This window comes from Variovorax sp. GW458-11-26-14-LB1, from assembly GCF_059423965.1.
This window is the reverse complement of sequence record NZ_JBWKYW010000016.1, coordinates 41,353-58,206: the sequence shown is the minus strand read 5'-3', so window position 1 is coordinate 58,206 and position 16,854 is coordinate 41,353. Positions and strand designations below refer to the sequence as shown.

Below are 16,854 nucleotides of genomic sequence, written 5' to 3'. Positions count from 1 at the left end.
CTTCAGGCGACGCCCATGCCGGCGTCGCGCACGCGCTCGAAGCACTCGAACTCGCGGTTGATCCAGCGCGCGTCGCGCCGCTCCACGCGGCGGATGTAGACCGACTGCACCACGTCGCGCGTGTGGGCGTCGATCTCGACCGGCCCGCGCGGGCTGTCCAGCCGCAGGCCGCGGAACGCATCCACCAGCCGCTCGGCGCCCGCCTTGCCGCCGCGCGCGCCCGGCGCGCTCAGCGCGGCGTCGATGGCCGCGAGCCCGTCGTGCGCCGCCACGGCGAAGTAGCCCGGGCGCAGATGGCTGCCGTACTCGGCCTCGAAGGCGCCCGCGAAGCGCCGGTTGGCCGGCGACTCGTGGGCGAAGGAATAGTGGTGGCTGGTGACCAGCCCCTCGGCCAGTTCGCCGATGCCGTCCAGGTAGTGGTCGTCGGTGGCGTCGCCCGTGGCGAGCAGGCGGATGCCGGTGTCGGCCATGCCGCGATCGCGCCAGAACTTCAGGAAGATGGCCGGCATCTGGCCCGAGGGCAGGAAGAAGAACACGGCCTGCGGCTTGAGCTCGCGCAGGCGCAGCATGTAGGCCGAGTAGTCGAGCGTGTTCAGCGGCACGCGCAGCATCGCGCCCACGCGCCCGCCACCCGCGGTGATGCCGGAGACGAAGGCGCTTTCGGCGTCCACGCCCGAGGCGTAGTCGGCCACCACGGTGCACACGTCGCGCAGCCCCTGCTGCAGCGCCCAGCGCGCCAGCGGCGCCGTGACCTGTGCGATGGTGAACGACACCCGCACCATGAACGGCGAGCGCCCGGGGATGCCCGAGGAGGCGGCGTTCATGATGACGGTCGGCACGCGCGCCTGCGTGGCGACCGTGCCGACGGCGTAGGCGTTGGAGCTGAAGTCCAGCCCCGTGAGCAGGTCGACGCGCTCGCTCTCGATGAGGTCTTGTGCCTGGCGCCGCGCCTGTTCAGGCGCGCTGCCAGCCACGTCGCGGCGCAGCAGCTCGACCGGCCGGCCCGCGATCTGCTGCTTGTGGTCGGCCAGCCAGACCGCCATGCCGGCGTCGAACTGGCGCCCGCCGCCCGCATAGGGCCCCGACCACGAGCCGATGACCCCGATGCGCAACGGCCGCACGCGCGCCAGCACCAGCGAGGGCGCCGCGAGCGTGCCCGCGAGTAAGCCCAAAGCATGCCGGCGCGTCGGCCGGGATGCTACTTTTTCAGTAGCACGCATCGCCCGTGTGGCGGGCGCTGTGGGCGGGTTGATGTCTGGAGCAGGCACGAGGAACAGTGTACGCAGGCACCGTCCGCAGGCAAGTCCACGGAAGGCTTAGACCTTCGAGAAATCGGGCTTGCGCTTTTCCATGAAGGCACCAAAAGCTTCCTTCGCGGCCGGCTCGCGCAGCATGCGGCCGAAGCTCGCGCCTTCTTCGCCCATGCGCTCGAGCACGGCGGGCATCTGCGCCTTCTTCAGCAGGCGCTTGGTCTCGATCAGCGCGCTCAGCGGCTTGGCCGCGAGCTTGCGCGCCTGCGTCTGGGCGATGCCATTGGCTTCGGTCGGCGGCACCACGCGGTTGACCAGGCCCACTTCGAGCGCGGCCTCGGCCATGAAGGGCTCGCCCAGCAGCAGGGCTTCGGCGGCGCGGTGGTAGCCCAGCATCTGAGGCACCAGCAGGCTCGACGCGGCCTCGGGGCACAGGCCCAGGTTGACGAAGGGCATCGAGAAGGCCGCGTTGTCGCCTGCGTAGACGAGGTCGCAGTGGAACAGCATCGTGGTGCCGATGCCCACGGCCGGGCCGCACACGGCGGCGACGATGGGCTTGGGGAAGGTGGCGATGCCGCGCAGGAAGCGGAACACCGGCGATTCGGTGTTGGCGGGCGGCGCGTTGAGGAAGTCGCCGATGTCGTTGCCGGCGCTGAAGATCGTCGGGTCGCCCTGGATCAGCACGCAGCGCACGGCCGCTTCGCTCTCGGCCGTGGCGAGCGCGTCGGCCAGCGCGGCGTACATGCTGCTGGTGATCGAGTTCTTCTTGTCGACGCGGTTGAAGGTGATGGTCATCACGCCGGCTTCGGTGTGGACGAGGATGTCGCTCATGGAAAGATCCTTGGGTAGGTAAAACGGGGGGCGACGCGCTCAGGCGTCGATGGCTTCGCGGACGAAATCGAGGCGGTCCTGGCCCCAGAACATCTGGTCGCCGACGAACATGGTGGGGGCGCCGAACACGCCGCGCTCCACCGCCTCCTGCGTGACCGCCTTGAGGCGGTCTTTCACTTCCTGCGCGCCGGCCAGCGCGAGCAGGCCCGCGGCGTCGAAGCCTGCATTTTGCAAGACGGCGCCGACGGTCGCAGGGTCGTTCAGGTTCTTCGGCTCGACCCACATCGCATGGAACACCGCGTCGATGTAGGCACCGAAGCGTTCGGGCATCTTCATCTGCACGCCGGTGGCGCCGCGCATCAGCAGCAGCGTGTTGATCGGGAAGTGCGGGTTGTGCACGAAGGGCACGCCGTAGCGCCTAGCGAAGCGCTGCAGGTCGGTCGTGAGGTACGGGCCCTTGGCCTTGATCTCGGCGGGCGAATGGTTGCCCGTGGCCTGGAACACGCCGCCCAGCAGCATGGGCTTCCAGACCAGTTCGGCGCCGGTGTCGGCGCACACGTGCGGCAGCTGCGTGGCGGCCAGGTAGGCGGCGGGGCTGCCGACGTCGAAATAGAACGCGACGGATTTCGTCATGGGTGTCGTCTCCTTGGGGCTGTGCGCCGCGACGCGAAGCGCGGCGTCGGTCAGAACTTCTCGGACCAGGGGCGCAGGTCCAGCTCGTGCGTCCACGCATCGCGCGGCTGCGCATGCAGCATCCAGTAGCTGTCGGCGATGTGGTCCGGGTTCAGGATGCCGTCGCTGTCCTTCAGCGCATAGCGCTCGGGGAAGTTGCTGCGGATGAACTCGGTGTCGATGGCCCCGTCGACCACGACGTGCGCGACATGGATGCCCTGCGGCCCCAGCTCGCGCGCCATCGATTGGGCCAACGCGCGCAGCGCCATCTTGGCGCCCGAGAAGGCGCCGAAGTTGGCGGCGCCGCGCAGCGAGGCCGTCGCACCTGTGAAGATGATCGTGCCGCGATGGCCGCCGGCGGGCATCTCGCGCGCCACCATGCGCTTGGCCACTTCGCGGCCGTTGAGGAAGCCAGAGAAGCAGGCCATCTCCCACACCTTGAAGTACTTGCGCGCGGTTTCGGTGAGGATGCTCTCGGGCACGTTCGCGCCGATGTTGAACACCATCACCTCGATCGGCCCGACGGTCGATTCGATCTGCTCGATGAGCGCCACCACCTCTTCTTCCTTGCGTGCGTCGCATGCGAAGGCGTGGGCCCGGCCGCCGTCGGCCTCGATCTGCGCCACCAGCGGCTGCAGCTTGTCGAGGCTGCGCCGCGTGACGCAGGTGGCGTAGCCCTCGCGCGCGAAGCGGCGGGCGATGGCGCCGCCGGTGGCGTCGCCCGCGCCGACGATCAATGCAGCCTTGGTGAGCGCCATGACGTTCATTCCTTGTAGTAGACGATCTGGTTCGACGTGGCGAGCAACGCGCCCTTCTCGCTCCACAGCTGCGCCTTCTGATCGAAGAAGCCGTTGAAGAACTGCTGCCCCGCCGCGCAGCCCAGCAGGTAGCCCGTGCCGACCTCGGCCAGCTCGGCGGCGCCGACATGGAAGTAGGTGGTGATCGACACCGTGCCCGCGGGCACGTGCGTGGCGCGGCGCAGCCACACGCGCGGGTAGAACACGTCGCTCAACGCGGCGAGCGAGGCGAAGTCGAGCGGGCGGGCCTGCGCGTCGCGCACCCACAGGCGCGTTTCGCTGTGCTGCAGGCTGCCGTCCCACTTGGCGGGAATGCCGCCGCTGAAGGGACGCATCTCGTACTGCTCGAGCCAGGCCACGCCCGACGGGCCGATGCGGATGCGATCGACCGCCTCGGGCTTCGGCGCCTCGGGCATGGTGAGGTCGGCCTGGCTCCAGGTGTCGCGGCGCGCGGCCGTGACCACGGTGGCGGTGGTCGTCATGTTCGCCGTGCCGTCGGCGCCGGGCTGCGTGATCGTCACCGTCCAGTGCTGCGTCGAGCGGTTGGTGCGCACGGCGGTGGCCTGGATGTCGAACGCGCCCTCGCCGAGCGCGGCCGCGTAGTTGACGGTCAGCGCGATGGGCGTGCCGAGCAGGTCGGGGTGCTGGAGCACCGCCTGCAACGCCAGCGCCGCGGTGGTGCCGCCGAACGGGCCGACCATGTTCCAGTAGTCGGGACTCGTGGTGCCCGTGAAGTGCCCCACGCGGATGTCGCTGTGGTGCAGGGCCAGGGCTTTGTCGAGGGGGTGTGGGGTCGTGCTGCTCATGGTGATCGCCAGTGTGCCTTCGGAGGATGACGTCACGCAGTCGTGTGCGGGACGTTGGCGTGCTGCACTGCCGCAGGCGCAGTCAGCGCGGCGAGCCGGTGCAGCTTGTCGAGCGTGCTCGGCCACAGGCTCTGACTGAACTGCTCGCGGAAGAAGCCGAAGTGGCCGATGCGCCGCGCCTGCACGTCGGCCGGCGCGATGCGCTCGACTGCGCTCGGCGCGCCCGCGTAGAAGCTCACGAGGCTGCGCGTGCCGGCGTGCGTCATGAGTTCGTCGTCGGTCATCGAGAGCGCGAGCACCGGGAAGCGCACGCGTGCATAGCTTTGCAGCGCGGGCTCGCCTTCGGCGCCCACGCTGTAGCGCGGGTTCAGGCACCAGCGGCGCCATTGCAGGATCACGCCGCGCGGCAGGTCGCCGACCTTCTTCAGCTTGCGGCCCGGGAAGTAGCCCCACAGGCGCGTCGCCAGCGGCACCAGCACGAACCAGAAATACAGGATGCTGCGTCGCAGCTTCGGCGCGTTCTCGCGCCAGTAGCCGCTGCCGGCCGCGATGCTCACGAGGCCGTCGACCTGCCCGGGCCGCTGCAGGAAGCCCGGCAGCTGCGCGCCGAGGCTGTGGCCCAGCAGGTACAGCGGTGAGTCGGGCAGCGCGGCCTTCGCGGCGTCGATCACCGCCTCGTAGTCGCGCGCCCAGTCGAACAGGTCGGCCTGGAAACCACGCAGCGGCGCATCGCCGAGCGAGTCGCCGCTGCCGCGGTAGTCGAAGGTCCAGACCCGCAGGCCCTGCCCCGCGAGCCAGTGCGCGAAGGGCTCGTAGAACGACTGGCGCACGCCCATCGCACCGCCGATGACGATGCTGGCGCGCGGTGCGCCGGCGGGGTCGTAGCGGCGCACCGCCACGTGGGCGCCGGCGTCGACCGGCAGTTGCAGGGCTTGCATTCCGTGGTCTCCTTCGTTCTGCGGCCCCTTGCTAGGGCGTCCCGGGGTCGGACGGATCAGACGCGTTCAAAAATTCCTGCAGCGCCCTGGCCCATGCCCACGCACATCGTGACCATGCCGTACTTCAGCTTCTCGCGACGCAGCGCGTGCACCACGGTGGCCGCGCGGATCGCGCCGGTCGCGCCCAGCGGGTGGCCCAGTGCAATGGCGCCGCCCATCGGGTTGACCTTGGACGGATCGAGCCCCAGCGTGTTCATCACCGCGAGCGATTGCGCGGCGAAGGCTTCGTTGAGTTCGAACCAGTCGATGTCTTCGTGCTTCAGGCCGGCGTAGCGCAGCGCGGCCGGAATCGCCTCGATCGGGCCGATGCCCATGATGTGCGGCGGCACGCCCTTGCTGGCGAAGCTCACGAAGCGTGCGAGCGGCGTGAGGCCGTACTGCTTGATGGCCTTCTCGCTCGCCAGGATCAGCGCGCCTGCGCCGTCCGAGGTCTGCGAGCTGTTGCCGGCCGTCACGGTGCCGCGCGCGGCGAACACGGTGCGCAGCTTGGCCAGGCCTTCGATGCTGGTGTCGGGGCGCGCGCCTTCGTCCAGGCTCACGGTGCGGGTCTTGGCGATCGACTCGCCGGTTTCCAGGTCCGGCGTGCGGTCGGTCACTTCGATCGGCGTGATCTCGTCGGCGAACTTGCCGGCGGCCTGCGCGGCCAGTGCCTTCTGGTGCGAGGCCAGCGCGAACGCGTCCTGCGCCTCGCGGCTCACCTTCCACTGCTGCGCGACCTTCTCGGCCGTGAGGCCCATGCCGTAGGCGATGCCCACGTCGCCTTCGCGCTCGAAGATGGAAGGCGACAGCGAGGGCGAGTTGCCCATCATCGGCACCATGCTCATGCTCTCGACGCCGGCCGCGATCATCACGTCGGCCTCGCCGACGCGGATGCGGTCTGCCGCCATCTGCACGGCCGACAGGCCCGAGGCGCAGAAGCGGTTCACGGTGATGCCGCCGATGCTGGTGGGCAGACCCGCCAGCACCGCGCCGATGCGCGCGACGTTCAGGCCCTGCTGCGATTCGGGAATCGCGCAGCCGCAGATGATGTCTTCGATGGCCTTGGGGTCCAGGCCCGGCACGGCAGCGAGTGCGGCCTTCAGCGTGGTCGCGAGCAGGTCGTCGGGACGGTAGTTGCGGAAGTAGCCGCGGTGCGACTTGCCGATGGGCGTGCGGGTGGCGGAGACGATGTAGGCGTCTTGTACTTGCTTGCTCATGAAATCTGTCCTTAGTTGCGGACCGGCTTGCCGGTGCTGAGCATGCCCATGATGCGTTCCTGCGTCTTGGGGTGCACGATGAGCGAGCAGAACGCCTTGCGTTCCAGCGTCATCAGGTATTCCTCGGTCACGAGCGAGCCCGCGTCCACGTCGCCGCCGGTGACCACGTTCGCGATCAGGCTGGCAATGTGGAAATCGTGCGCGCTGATGAAGCCACCGTCGCGCATGTTCACCAGCTGGCCCTTGATCGTCGCGGCGCCGCTGCGGCCCGCCACGCGGAAGGTGCGGCGCAGCGGCGGGCGGTAGCCGGCGTCGGCCATCGCCTTGGCCTGCTGCAGTGCCACGTAGAGCAGTTCGTCCTTGTTCGGCACGATCACGTCGCTGTCGAGCAGGTAGCCCAGCTTCTTCGAGTCGAGCGCGCCTGTGCCCACCTTCGCCATCGCCGCGGCGGTGAAGCCTTCGGTGAGGAACGGCAGCAGGTCGGTGCCCGTCGACGCCGAAGCGTTTTCCGCCGCGCGGCGAGCGATGTAGGTCAGGCCGCCCGCGCCGGGGATCAGGCCCACGCCGACTTCGACCAGGCCGATGTAGCTTTCCATCGCGACGACGCGCTTGGCCGAGTGGATGGCCAGCTCGCAGCCGCCGCCCAGCGCCATGCCGCGCACGGCGGAGATCACCGGCACATTGGCGTAGCGGATCTTGAGCATGACGTTCTGCAGCTCTTCCTCCGCGCCTTCGACCGCGCCGATGCCCGCGACCACGAAGGCCGGCAGCATCGCCTGCAGGTCGGCGCCGACCGAGAACACCTCGTCGGGCGACCAGATCACGAGGCCCTTGTATTCGGCTTCGGCCAGGTCGACCGCGGCGCCCAGCGCCTCGGCCACGTCGGGGCTGATGGCGTGCATCTTCGACTGGATGCTCGCGATGAGCACTTCACCGTCGAGCGTCCACACGCGCACATCGCCTTCGTCGCTGATCGTGGTGCCGGCCGTGTTGGCATCGGCCGCGTTCGCGCCGAGCACGCTCTCGGGGAACAGCTGGCGGTCGTGCACGGGCAGCTTGCGCTGCGGCACGAACTTGTTTTGCGACGCGCTCCACGAGCCTTCAGGCGTGTGCACGCCGCCGGCTTGTGCGACCGGGCCTTCGAAGACCCACTTGGGCAGCGGTGCGGTGCTCAGTGCCTTGCCCGCGTCGATGTCTTCCTGCACCCACTTGGCGACCTGCGCCCAGCCGGCTTCCTGCCAGAGCTCGAACGGGCCCTGCTTCATGCCGAAGCCCCAGCGCATCGCGAAGTCGATGTCGCGCGCGCTCTCGGCGATGTCGGCCAGGTGCACGGCGGCGTAGTGGAAGCCGTCGCGCAGGATGGCCCAGAGGAACTGGCCCTGCGGTCCTTCGCTCTCGCGCAGCAGCTTCAGGCGTTCACCCGCGGGCTTCTTGAGCATGCGGCCGTACACCTCGTCGGCCTTGGCGCCGGCGGGCACGTACTCGCCGCTCTTCAGGTCGAAGCGCAGGATGTCGCGGCCGGCCTTCTTGAAGAAACCGGCCTTGGTCTTCTGGCCCAGGTTGCCCAGCTCCAGCAGCTTGGCGAGCACTGGCGGCGTCGCGAAGTTGGCGTAGAACGGATCGGTTTCGGCGTTCAGGTTGTCCTGCAGCGTCTTCACGACGTGGGCCATGGTGTCCAGGCCCACCACGTCGGCGGTGCGGAAAGTGCCCGAGCTCGCGCGGCCCAGCTTCTTGCCGGTGAGGTCGTCCACCACGTCGGGCGTCAAACCGAACTTCTCGACTTCCTTCAGCGTGGCCAGCATACCGGCGATGCCGACGCGGTTGGCGATGAAGTTGGGCGTGTCGTGCGCGCGCACCACGCCCTTGCCGAGCGTGCTGGTGACGAAGGCTTCCAGGTCGTCGAGCACCTGGGGTTGCGTGGTGGGCGTGTTGATCAGCTCCACCAGGAACATGTAGCGCGGCGGGTTGAAGAAGTGAATGCCGCAAAAGCGCGGCTTCAGGGCCTCAGGCAGCGCTTCGCTGAGCTTGGTGATCGACAGGCCCGAGGTGTTCGAGGCCAGGATCGAATGCTTGGCCACGTGCGGCGCGATCTTCTTGTACAGATCGAGCTTCCAGTCCATGCGCTCTGCGATGGCCTCGATGATGAGGTCGCACTCGCCGAGCTTGGCCAGGTCGTCTTCGTAGTTGGCCTGCTCGATCAGGCCCGCGTCGGCCACGTCGCCGAGCGGCGCGGGCTTGAGCTTCTTGAGGTTGTCGATGGCGCGCGTGACGATGCCGTTCTTCGGGCCTTCCTTGGCGGCCAGGTCGAACAGCACGACAGGCACGCGCACGTTGACGAGGTGGGCGGCAATCTGCGCGCCCATCACGCCGGCGCCGAGCACGGCGACCTTCTTCACTTGAAATCGGGACATGGCTGAGTTTCGAAGTTATGAATCAGTTCGGGGAACACTGCGGAACCGGTTTGGCCGGGCGGCTGGTGTTGCCCCTTGAGGGGGAGGCTGCTACACGAAGTGAGCAGCTACGGGAGTGGGTCAAGCTATCAAGAACAAAAGGGAATCTCCGCTGCATCGATGACGCGCTATGCCGAGTCCGATTCGGCACCTGATGTCGGTGGCGATTCGTCTGCTGCCAGTGAGTTCGCAAGGAGAACCAGTCCTCCCAAACCAAACAGACCGCAGATCGCCCAACCGAAACCGACCCACCACGGGAATGTCGCCGAGGCGCCTCTGTACCCGGTAGCAATGGGGACAGTTGCGAATATCCCAAGAAAGAAGATGACAGCGGCCGCACCAGCAGCAACCGCCACGAGGGCAAGGCCACCGATCAACTTTCCAGATGAGACGCTCATGTCACATGGCCTCCGTTGCGCACTTACTGCACACGGTTCCAGGTTTGGGTGCGCCAGAAGGGGCCCAGATAGCCGCGCACTTCGAGCTTCTTGCCGCCGTCGATGGGCGTGAAGCTCGCGCGGTATTCCTTGCCGTTCTCGGGGTCGAGGATCTTCCCGCCTTCCCAGACGTCCTTGCCCTCGGCCTTCTTGCCGCCACGGATGATCTCCAGGCCCGCGATGGGCTTGCCCTTGCGGTCGTCGGCGCATTCGTCGCAGGTGGCGTCGGGCTTGGTGTCTTTCTTCAACGACTTCTCGATGCGACCGAGCAGCGCGCCGTTGGCGTCGGCGATGCGGATCTCGGCCTTGGCCTCGCCGGTCTTGTCGTCGACGTTGCGCCACAGGCCCACCGGCGTGCTCTGGGCCATGGCCGAGACGGCGGTGACGGTGAACAAGACGGCTGCAAGCGTTGCTTTCATGAGCGGGCTCCCGGTGGGTCGATGAAGAAAGGCTGTGTGTGTCGCTTAAGCGAGTGCGGCGTCGGTGTCCATCAACACCTTGCTGCCGGCGCGCGCGGTGCGCATCAGCATCACGGTCTCGGGGAACAGCTTGGCGAAGTAGAAGCGCGCGGTCTGCAGCTTGGCGACGTAGAACGGATCGTTGTTGCCGGCGGCGATTTCGCGCAGGGCCACTTGCGCCATGCGCGCGAACAGGTAACCGAACACGAAGTGGCCGGCCACGCGCAGGTAGTCGACGGCGGCGGCGCCCACCTCGTCGGGGTTCTGGAAGCCCTTGAAGCCGATCTCGGTCGTGAACTTGGTGAGCTGGTCGCCCAGCATCGCGATCGGGTTGATGAACTCGGCCATCTTCTCGTTCACGCCTTCTTCTTCCACCAGCTTGGCGACGAGCTTGCCGAACTTCTTGAGCGACGCGCCGTTGTTGCCCAGGATCTTGCGGCCCAGCAGGTCCAGCGACTGGATGGTGTTGGTGCCTTCATAGATCATGTTGATGCGGTTGTCGCGCACGAACTGCTCCATGCCCCATTCCTTGATGAAGCCGTGGCCGCCGAAGACCTGCATGCACGAGTTCGTCGCGATGTGGCCGTTGTCGGTGATGAAAGCCTTGACGATGGGCGTGAGCAGCGCGACCAGCTCGCCGCTGTCCTTGCGCACCTTCTCGTCGGGGTGATTGTGTTCCTTGTCGAGCAGCAGCGTGCAGAAGATCTGCAGCGCGCGGCCGCCTTCGGCATACGCCTTGGCCGTGAGCAGCATCTTGCGCACGTCGGGGTGCACGATGATGGGGTCTGCTTCCTTGTCCTTGGCCTTCACGCCCGAGAGCGAGCGCATCTGGATGCGGTCCTTGGCGTAGGCCAGCGCATTTTGATAAGCCACTTCGGTCAGGCCGAGCGACTGGTTGCCCACGCCCAGGCGGGCGGCGTTCATCATCACGAACATCGCGGCCAGGCCCTTGTTGGGCTCGCCCACCAGCGTGCCGGTGGCGCCTTCGATCACGATTTGCGCAGTGGCGTTGCCGTGGATGCCCATCTTGTGCTCCAGGCCGGCGCAGAAGATCGGGTTGCGCTCGCCCAGCGAACCGTCGGCCTTGACGTGGAACTTGGGCACCACGAACAGGCTGATGCCCTTGCTGCCCTTGGGCGCGTCCGGCAGGCGGGCCAACACCAGGTGAATGATGTTGCTCGTCATGTCGTGCTCGCCGGCCGAGATGAAGATCTTGCTGCCGGTGATGCGGTAGGTGCCGTCCGCCTGCGGCTCGGCCTTGGTGCGCAGCAGGCCCAGGTCGGTGCCGCAATGGGGTTCGGTCAGGCACATCGTGCCGGTCCACTCGCCGCTGGTGAGCTTGGGCAGGTAGGTCTTCTTCTGGTCGTCGGTGCCGTGCGCGGCCAGGGCCTCGTAGGCGCCGTGCGAGAGGCCCGGGTACATGGTCCAGGCCTGGTTGGCGCTGTTGAGCATTTCGAACAGGCACTGGTTCACCACGAACGGCAGGCCCTGACCACCGAAGGCCGGATCGCACGACAGCGCGGGCCAGCCGCCTTCGACGTACTTGGCGTAGGCGTCCTTGAAGCCGGTGGGCGTCTTGACTTCGTGCGTGGCCTTGTCGAGCACGCAGCCCTCTTCGTCGCCGCTGATGTTCAGCGGGAAGGTGACTTCGGCGGCGAACTTGCCGGCTTCTTCGATCACCGCGTTGATGGTGTCGGCATCGGTCTCGGCGTGGGCCGGCAGTGCCTTGAGTTCCTCGGCGACGTTGAGCACTTCGTGCAGCACGAACTGCATGTCACGCACGGGGGGGTTGTAGGTAGGCATCCGGGACTCTCCTGGTCGAAGCTAGATAGATTGGAAAAAACGAAAACGGAAAAACGAAACGGGTCGCCGTGGCGCTCAGCGCACGGTCTTGAGGCGGCGCGTGCCGCGCGCAGCAGGCGCGGACTCGGCGGCGTTGGAAGCAGGCGGCGCGTCCGGCGTGGCGGCGCGCGCGAGGATGTTGTCGAAGCCGACGTTGGCGCGGCCGATGGAGCCGGGCACCTGCAGGAAGCGGGCTTCGTAGTGCAGCGCGAGGATCAGGCCGTGGATCTCGAACCCGACCTGGCGCTCGTCGGCGTCGGCGCGCAGGTGGCCTTCGGTCTTCGATTGCACGATGGCGCGCAGCACGGCGGCCTGCCAGATGCTGACCGACTCGACCAGCGCGTCGCGCACCGGGCCCGGGCGGTCGTCGAATTCGGAGGCGCCGCTGATGTAGATGCAGCCCGAGTCGATCTCGGTCGAGGTGCGCTTCATCCAGTTGGCGAACATGGCGCGCAGGCGCGGCAGGCCGCGCGGCGCCTGCAGGGCGGGGAAGAACACCTCCTGCTCGAAGCGGGCGTGGTACTCGCGCACCACGGAAATCTGAAGCTCTTCACGCGAGCCGAAGTGGGCAAACACGCCCGACTTGCTCATCTTGGTGATCTCGGCCACGGCGCCGATCGACAGGCCCTCGAGCCCGATCTGCGCGGCCAGTGCCAGCGCGGCGTCGACGATGATGGCCTTGGTCTGCTGGCCTTTGGGGGCGGCGCGGGCCGGCTTGGCGGGAACGGCGGTGGCAGACATCGTGAAAGCTCCGAATAAAACGAACGGTCGTTCTATTTTGCAGGGGCTTTGCACTTTTGACCGCAAATGACCTTGGGCCGCGGTAGGTTAATCAAGGTTAGCCAAAGCAAAGGGCGGCCGCCAGGGGGCCGCACCCTTGCCCGGCGGGATCAGAACTCCTGCGACACAGGCCGCAGCACGACTTCGTTGATGTCCACGTTGGCCGGCTGCTCGACCGCGTAGACGATGGCGCGTGCCACCGAGTCGGCCGGAATCTGGTTGGCGTCGTAGAAGGCCTTCACGCCGGCGGCGCTCTCGGCGTCGCTGCTGCCGAACTTCAGTTCCGAGTCCACCGCGCCGGGCGACACGATGGTCACGCGCACGCCGCTGTTGCCCACCTCCACGCGCAGGCCTTCGGAGATGGCGCGCACCGCGTGCTTGGTCGCGCTGTAGACCGTGCCGATGGGCGTGAACACCTTCAGCCCGGCAATCGACGCGACGTTCACGATGTGGCCGCTGCCCTGCGCCTGCATGCGCGGCAGCACGGCGGCGATGCCGTAGAGCACGCCCTTGATGTTGACGTCGATGGTGCGGTCCCACTCGTCGACCTTGAGCTTGTCCAGCGGCGACAGCGGCATCACGCCCGCGTTGTTGACCAGCACGTCGATGCGGCCGAAGGCCTCGACCGTCGCGGCCGCGAGCTTTTCCAGGTCGGCGCGCTTCGCCACGTCGGTGGCCACGGCGATGGCGTCGCCGCCGGCCTCGCGGATCTCGGCGACGACCTGGTCGAGCCGGTCGGTGCGGCGGGCCGCGAGCACCACCTTGGCGCCGCGCGCGGCGAGGTGGCGCGCCGTCGATTCGCCCAGGCCGCTGCTGGCGCCGGTGACGATGGCAACCTTGCCCTGGATGTTGTCTTGAATGGAGGTCATGGAATTTCCTTGGGGTGTGTTGAAGAAGTGCATGCAGTGTGGAAAATCCACGCGTTCCAGTAAATGAAACTCTGGCGACTTCAGAATTCCCCAAAAAGGAACACCCCATGTCCAACCGCCTCGAAGCCCTGCGCGTGTTCTTCACCGCCGCCGATGCCGCCAACTTCCGCGAGGCGGCCGTGCGCCTGTCGGTGTCGCCGCAGGTGGTGACGCGCGCCGTGCGCGAACTCGAAGAAGAACTGGGCGAGCCGCTCTTTCACCGCAGCACGCGCGGCGTGCAGCTCACCGATTTCGGGCGCCAGCTCGCCGAGCGCGCCCGCGTGGCCGTGGGCGGCGTGGACGAACTTTTTCACCGCATCGACCGGCGCGCGCTGTCGCAGCACACGGGCACGGTGCGGGTCACGGCGCCGCATGTGTACGCCCGGCTGATTCCGCAGGCGCTGGCGCCGCTGCTGGCGCAGCATCCCGGGCTGGTGCTCGACCTGCGGCTGTCGGAGCAGCATGCCGACGTGGTCGACCAGCAGATCGACCTCGGCGTGCGCGTCGGCCCGATGCGCGACGCGCGCTTCGTGGCGCGGGGTGTGGGAAAGATGTCGCTGTGCGTGGTGGGCTCACCCGCACTCGTCGAGCGGGTCGGTGCGCCGCGCACCGTCGATGCGCTGTCCGGGCTGCCGGTGACAGCGCTGATCGACCACAGCTCGGGCCGGCCGTGGCCGTGGGCTTTCAGCAAGAAACGGGTGTTCACCGTGTCGTCGCCCGCGTTCGTGACGGACAACATCGACGCCGAATGCGCCGCGGTGCTGGCGGGCATCGGCTTCGGCCAGCTCATCGGGCCGCTGGCGCAGCCGTGGCTGCAATCGGGTGCGCTGGTGGAGGTGCTGGCGGCCGAGGCGCCCGAGCCCTGGCCGATCCACGTCTACCGCCCGCAGCGCGCGCCGGTGCCGGCGCGCGTGCGGCTGGTGTACGACGAGCTGGTGCGCGTGCTCAGAGCTTGAAGGGCACCACTTCCTGGCGCTGCTCGCCCAGGCCTTCGATGCCCAGCGTCATCACGTCGCCCTTCTTCAGGAACAGCGGCGGCTTCATGCCCATGCCGACGCCGGGCGGCGTGCCGGTGGTGATCACGTCGCCGGGCATCAGCGTCATGAACTGGCTCACGTAGCTCACGAGCTTGGCCACGCTGAAGATCATGGTCTTGGTGCTGCCGGTCTGCACGCGCTGGCCGTTGAGGTCGAGCCACATGGCGAGCTTCTGCGGGTTCTCGATCTCGTCGCGCGTGACGAGCCAGGGGCCGATGGGGCCGAAGGTGTCGCAGCCCTTGCCCTTGTCCCAGGTGCCGCCGCGCTCGATCTGGTATTCGCGCTCGCTCACGTCGTTGATGGTGCAGTAGCCGGCCACGTAGTCGAGTGCGCTCTTTTGCGACACATAGCGCGCCTTCGTGCCGATGACCACGCCCAGCTCGACCTCCCAGTCGGACTTGACCGAGCCCTTGGGCAGCATCACCGGGTCGTTCGGGCCCTGGATGCAGCTGGTGGCCTTCATGAAGACGATGGGTTCCTTGGGCACCGGCAGGCCCGATTCGGCCGCGTGGTCGGCGTAGTTCAGGCCGATGGCGATGAACTTGCCGACGTTGGCCACGGGGCTGCCGAAGCGCGGCTTGCCCTTGACCAGCGGCAGCTTGTCGACCTTGGTCTTGCGCAGCTTGGCAAGGGCGGCATCGCCGAGCTGGTCGGGACCGATGTCCTTGATGACGGCGCTCAGGTCGCGCAGCTTGCCTTCGTTGTCGATGAGGCCGGGCTTCTCTTTGCCGGGGTTGCCGTAGCGGACGAGTTTCATGCGTTCCTTTCAGTGCATTGAAATAGGGAATGGGGTCAGTAGGTGGAGCGGCCACCGGAGAGGTCGAAGACCGCGCCGGTGGAAAACGAACAATCGTCGGTGCAGAGCCAGCCGACCATCGCGGCCACCTCTTCCACCGTGCCGAAGCGGCCCATGGGAATCTTCGAGAGCATGAAGGCGATGTGGTCGGGGCTCATCTGGTCGAAGATGGCGGTCTTCACCGCCGCGGGCGTCACGCAGTTCACGCGGATGCCGGTGTCGGCCAGCTCCTTGCCGAGCGACTTGGTGAGCCCGATGACGGCGGCCTTGCTCGCACTGTACGCGCTGGCGTTGGGGTTGCCGTCCTTGCCCGCCACCGAGGCGATGTTGACGATGCGGCCCTCGCCCTTGGCGCCCTGCCTGCGCATCTGCGCCACCACCTCGCGGCAGCACAGGAACACGCCGTTGACGTTGACCTCCATCACGTGGCGCCACTCGTCCACCGGGTAGTCCCACAGCTTGACGTTGGGCCCGGTGATGCCGGCGCTGTTGACCAGCGCGTCGATGCGCGGCGCATGCGCGAGCGTGGCGGCCACGGCCTTCGCGACCGAGGGCTGCTGCGTCACGTCGACCTTCAATGCGAAGGCCTTGGCGCCCAGCGCTTCGGCCGCGCGCCCGGCGGCGGCCTCGTCGCGGTCCCACAGCGTGACGCTGCCGCCCGAGGCGACGAGCCGCTGCGCGATGCCGAAGCCCAGCCCCGTGGCACCACCGGTGACCACGGCGTGGCGGCCTTCGAAATCGAGCCGGTTCATATCGTGATGCCGCCGTCGACGGTGAAGTACTGGCCGGTGGCGAAGATGGATTCGTCGCTGGCCAGGAACACCACCACCGGCGCGATCTCCTCGGCCTGCGCGAGCCGGCCCATGGGCTGGCGCGCCACGAAGGCCTTGCGCGCGGCCTCGGGGTCGGCGTTGGCGTTGATGCGATCGCCCAGCGAGGGCGTGTCGACCGTGCCCGGGCACACGGCATTGCAGCGGATGCCGCGGGCCACGTAGTCGGCCGCCACGCTCTTGGTGAGGCCGAGCACGGCCGCCTTGGTGGTGCCGTAGACGAAGCGGTTGGGCAGGCCCTTGATGCTGGAGCACACGCTGGCCATGTTGATGATGCTGCCGCGCCCGGCCGCGAGCATGCCGGGCAGCACGGCCTGGATGGTCCACATCTGCGCGCGCACGTTGAGGCGGAAGGCAAAGTCGAGGTCGTCGTCGCCGGCCTGCTCGATGGTGCCGTTGTGCACCACGCCCGCGCAGTTGAAGAGCACGTCCAGCGTGGGCAGCTGCGCCACGACCGCGCCGATGGCGGCCTTGTCGAGCACGTCGAGCTTCAGGGCCGTGACGTTCGCCACGCCGGCGTAGGCCGACAGCAGCTGCTCGTTGACGTCGGTGGCCCACACATGGGCGCCCTCGGCCGCGAGCGCCAGCACGCTGGCGCGGCCGATGCCCTGGCCGGCGGCGGTGACGAGCACGGTCTTTCCCTTCAATCTCATGGTCGGTGTCTCCTGGGGTGTTCTGCGGATGCGGGGTGGGTTCGGGTTAGGCCCGATGGGTGACATCTGTGAATCGCCGTATTCTGAATTGGCCTTACCACTTGTCCAATTCA

At 67.9% G+C, this 16,854-nt stretch carries 16 protein-coding genes; 1 reads left to right on the top strand and 15 read right to left on the bottom strand.

Annotated features, from left to right (window positions below; translation table 11 throughout):
• Window positions 1-2 precede the first annotated feature (2 nt).
• From AC07YS_RS13185 to AC07YS_RS13130, 12 genes are all read right to left on the bottom strand, one after another.
• On the bottom strand, window positions 3-1,121 hold the full coding sequence (locus AC07YS_RS13185; protein ID WP_495275715.1) for an ABC transporter substrate-binding protein: 1,119 nt from the start codon (window positions 1,119-1,121) through the stop codon (window positions 3-5).
• 195 nt (window positions 1,122-1,316) lie between these two features.
• On the bottom strand, window positions 1,317-2,081 hold the full coding sequence (locus AC07YS_RS13180) for an enoyl-CoA hydratase (RefSeq protein ID WP_307582871.1): 765 nt from the start codon (window positions 2,079-2,081) through the stop codon (window positions 1,317-1,319).
• Between the two features lie 39 nt (window positions 2,082-2,120).
• The gene (locus AC07YS_RS13175) at window positions 2,121-2,714 is read right to left on the bottom strand and encodes a 2-hydroxychromene-2-carboxylate isomerase (RefSeq protein ID WP_487848589.1); all 594 of its coding nucleotides are present in this window, start codon (window positions 2,712-2,714) and stop codon (window positions 2,121-2,123) included.
• Window positions 2,715-2,764: 50 nt separating this feature from the next.
• Window positions 2,765-3,511 (bottom strand): SDR family oxidoreductase, encoded by a 747-nt coding sequence (locus AC07YS_RS13170; protein WP_095949525.1) that lies wholly within the window; start codon window positions 3,509-3,511, stop codon window positions 2,765-2,767.
• A 5-nt stretch (window positions 3,512-3,516) separates the two neighbouring features.
• On the bottom strand, window positions 3,517-4,356 hold the full coding sequence (locus AC07YS_RS13165; protein WP_062471080.1) for an acyl-CoA thioesterase: 840 nt from the start codon (window positions 4,354-4,356) through the stop codon (window positions 3,517-3,519).
• A 32-nt stretch (window positions 4,357-4,388) separates the two neighbouring features.
• Window positions 4,389-5,294 (bottom strand): alpha/beta hydrolase family protein, encoded by a 906-nt coding sequence (locus AC07YS_RS13160; protein ID WP_390346791.1) that lies wholly within the window; start codon window positions 5,292-5,294, stop codon window positions 4,389-4,391.
• Window positions 5,295-5,350: 56 nt separating this feature from the next.
• Entirely contained in the window at window positions 5,351-6,550 is a 1,200-nt protein-coding gene (locus AC07YS_RS13155; RefSeq protein ID WP_495269001.1) for an acetyl-CoA C-acyltransferase, read from the bottom strand.
• An 11-nt stretch (window positions 6,551-6,561) separates the two neighbouring features.
• Window positions 6,562-8,961 (bottom strand): 3-hydroxyacyl-CoA dehydrogenase/enoyl-CoA hydratase family protein, encoded by a 2,400-nt coding sequence (locus tag AC07YS_RS13150; RefSeq protein WP_159278636.1) that lies wholly within the window; start codon window positions 8,959-8,961, stop codon window positions 6,562-6,564.
• A gap of 460 nt (window positions 8,962-9,421) precedes the next feature.
• On the bottom strand, window positions 9,422-9,856 hold the full coding sequence (locus AC07YS_RS13145) for a DUF2147 domain-containing protein (RefSeq protein WP_062471092.1): 435 nt from the start codon (window positions 9,854-9,856) through the stop codon (window positions 9,422-9,424).
• A 45-nt stretch (window positions 9,857-9,901) separates the two neighbouring features.
• On the bottom strand, window positions 9,902-11,698 hold the full coding sequence (locus AC07YS_RS13140; RefSeq protein WP_070060218.1) for an acyl-CoA dehydrogenase C-terminal domain-containing protein: 1,797 nt from the start codon (window positions 11,696-11,698) through the stop codon (window positions 9,902-9,904).
• Between the two features lie 75 nt (window positions 11,699-11,773).
• The gene (locus AC07YS_RS13135; RefSeq protein ID WP_070060219.1) at window positions 11,774-12,478 is read right to left on the bottom strand and encodes a TetR/AcrR family transcriptional regulator; all 705 of its coding nucleotides are present in this window, start codon (window positions 12,476-12,478) and stop codon (window positions 11,774-11,776) included.
• A 149-nt stretch (window positions 12,479-12,627) separates the two neighbouring features.
• Window positions 12,628-13,386: an SDR family oxidoreductase gene (locus tag AC07YS_RS13130; RefSeq protein ID WP_070060220.1), complete on the bottom strand. Its 759-nt coding sequence runs from the start codon at window positions 13,384-13,386 to the stop codon at window positions 12,628-12,630.
• A gap of 107 nt (window positions 13,387-13,493) precedes the next feature.
• On the opposite strand from AC07YS_RS13130, the gene AC07YS_RS13125 reads away from it, so the two are divergent.
• Window positions 13,494-14,381 (top strand): LysR family transcriptional regulator, encoded by an 888-nt coding sequence (locus tag AC07YS_RS13125; protein WP_095743534.1) that lies wholly within the window; start codon window positions 13,494-13,496, stop codon window positions 14,379-14,381.
• On the opposite strand, the gene AC07YS_RS13120 is transcribed toward AC07YS_RS13125, so the two are convergent.
• From AC07YS_RS13120 to AC07YS_RS13110, 3 genes are read right to left on the bottom strand one after another with little or no spacing between them, the layout of a single operon-like run.
• Window positions 14,371-15,219 carry a fumarylacetoacetate hydrolase family protein gene (locus AC07YS_RS13120; RefSeq protein WP_492740999.1) on the bottom strand — a complete coding sequence of 283 codons (849 nt, stop codon included), beginning with the start codon at window positions 15,217-15,219 and terminating at the stop codon, window positions 14,371-14,373. The two genes, AC07YS_RS13125 and AC07YS_RS13120, sit on opposite strands and share 11 nt — an antisense overlap.
• 35 nt (window positions 15,220-15,254) lie before the next feature.
• Window positions 15,255-16,010 (bottom strand): SDR family NAD(P)-dependent oxidoreductase, encoded by a 756-nt coding sequence (locus AC07YS_RS13115; protein WP_495269002.1) that lies wholly within the window; start codon window positions 16,008-16,010, stop codon window positions 15,255-15,257.
• Window positions 16,007-16,741: an SDR family oxidoreductase gene (locus tag AC07YS_RS13110; RefSeq protein WP_307635964.1), complete on the bottom strand. Its 735-nt coding sequence runs from the start codon at window positions 16,739-16,741 to the stop codon at window positions 16,007-16,009. Before AC07YS_RS13110 ends, AC07YS_RS13115 begins: the two co-directional genes overlap by 4 nt.
• Between the last annotated feature and the right edge of the window lie 113 nt (window positions 16,742-16,854).

What these genes read in the sequence shown, in the direction of transcription:
- AC07YS_RS13180 (WP_307582871.1), bottom strand. Translation starts at nt 2,081, where the DNA reads ATGAGCGACATCCTCGTCCACACCGAAGCCGGCGTGATGACCATCACC.
- AC07YS_RS13175 (WP_487848589.1), bottom strand. Translation starts at nt 2,714, where the DNA reads ATGACGAAATCCGTCGCGTTCTATTTCGACGTCGGCAGCCCCGCCGCC.
- AC07YS_RS13170 (WP_095949525.1), bottom strand. Translation starts at nt 3,511, where the DNA reads ATGGCGCTCACCAAGGCTGCATTGATCGTCGGCGCGGGCGACGCCACC.
- AC07YS_RS13165 (WP_062471080.1), bottom strand. Translation starts at nt 4,356, where the DNA reads ATGAGCAGCACGACCCCACACCCCCTCGACAAAGCCCTGGCCCTGCAC.
- AC07YS_RS13160 (WP_390346791.1), bottom strand. Translation starts at nt 5,294, where the DNA reads ATGCAAGCCCTGCAACTGCCGGTCGACGCCGGCGCCCACGTGGCGGTG.
- AC07YS_RS13155 (WP_495269001.1), bottom strand. Translation starts at nt 6,550, where the DNA reads ATGAGCAAGCAAGTACAAGACGCCTACATCGTCTCCGCCACCCGCACG.
- AC07YS_RS13150 (WP_159278636.1), bottom strand. Translation starts at nt 8,961, where the DNA reads ATGTCCCGATTTCAAGTGAAGAAGGTCGCCGTGCTCGGCGCCGGCGTG.
- AC07YS_RS13145 (WP_062471092.1), bottom strand. Translation starts at nt 9,856, where the DNA reads ATGAAAGCAACGCTTGCAGCCGTCTTGTTCACCGTCACCGCCGTCTCG.
- AC07YS_RS13140 (WP_070060218.1), bottom strand. Translation starts at nt 11,698, where the DNA reads ATGCCTACCTACAACCCCCCCGTGCGTGACATGCAGTTCGTGCTGCAC.
- AC07YS_RS13135 (WP_070060219.1), bottom strand. Translation starts at nt 12,478, where the DNA reads ATGTCTGCCACCGCCGTTCCCGCCAAGCCGGCCCGCGCCGCCCCCAAA.
- AC07YS_RS13130 (WP_070060220.1), bottom strand. Translation starts at nt 13,386, where the DNA reads ATGACCTCCATTCAAGACAACATCCAGGGCAAGGTTGCCATCGTCACC.
- AC07YS_RS13125 (WP_095743534.1), top strand. Translation starts at nt 13,494, where the DNA reads ATGTCCAACCGCCTCGAAGCCCTGCGCGTGTTCTTCACCGCCGCCGAT.
- AC07YS_RS13120 (WP_492740999.1), bottom strand. Translation starts at nt 15,219, where the DNA reads ATGAAACTCGTCCGCTACGGCAACCCCGGCAAAGAGAAGCCCGGCCTC.
- AC07YS_RS13115 (WP_495269002.1), bottom strand. Translation starts at nt 16,010, where the DNA reads ATGAACCGGCTCGATTTCGAAGGCCGCCACGCCGTGGTCACCGGTGGT.
- AC07YS_RS13110 (WP_307635964.1), bottom strand. Translation starts at nt 16,741, where the DNA reads ATGAGATTGAAGGGAAAGACCGTGCTCGTCACCGCCGCCGGCCAGGGC.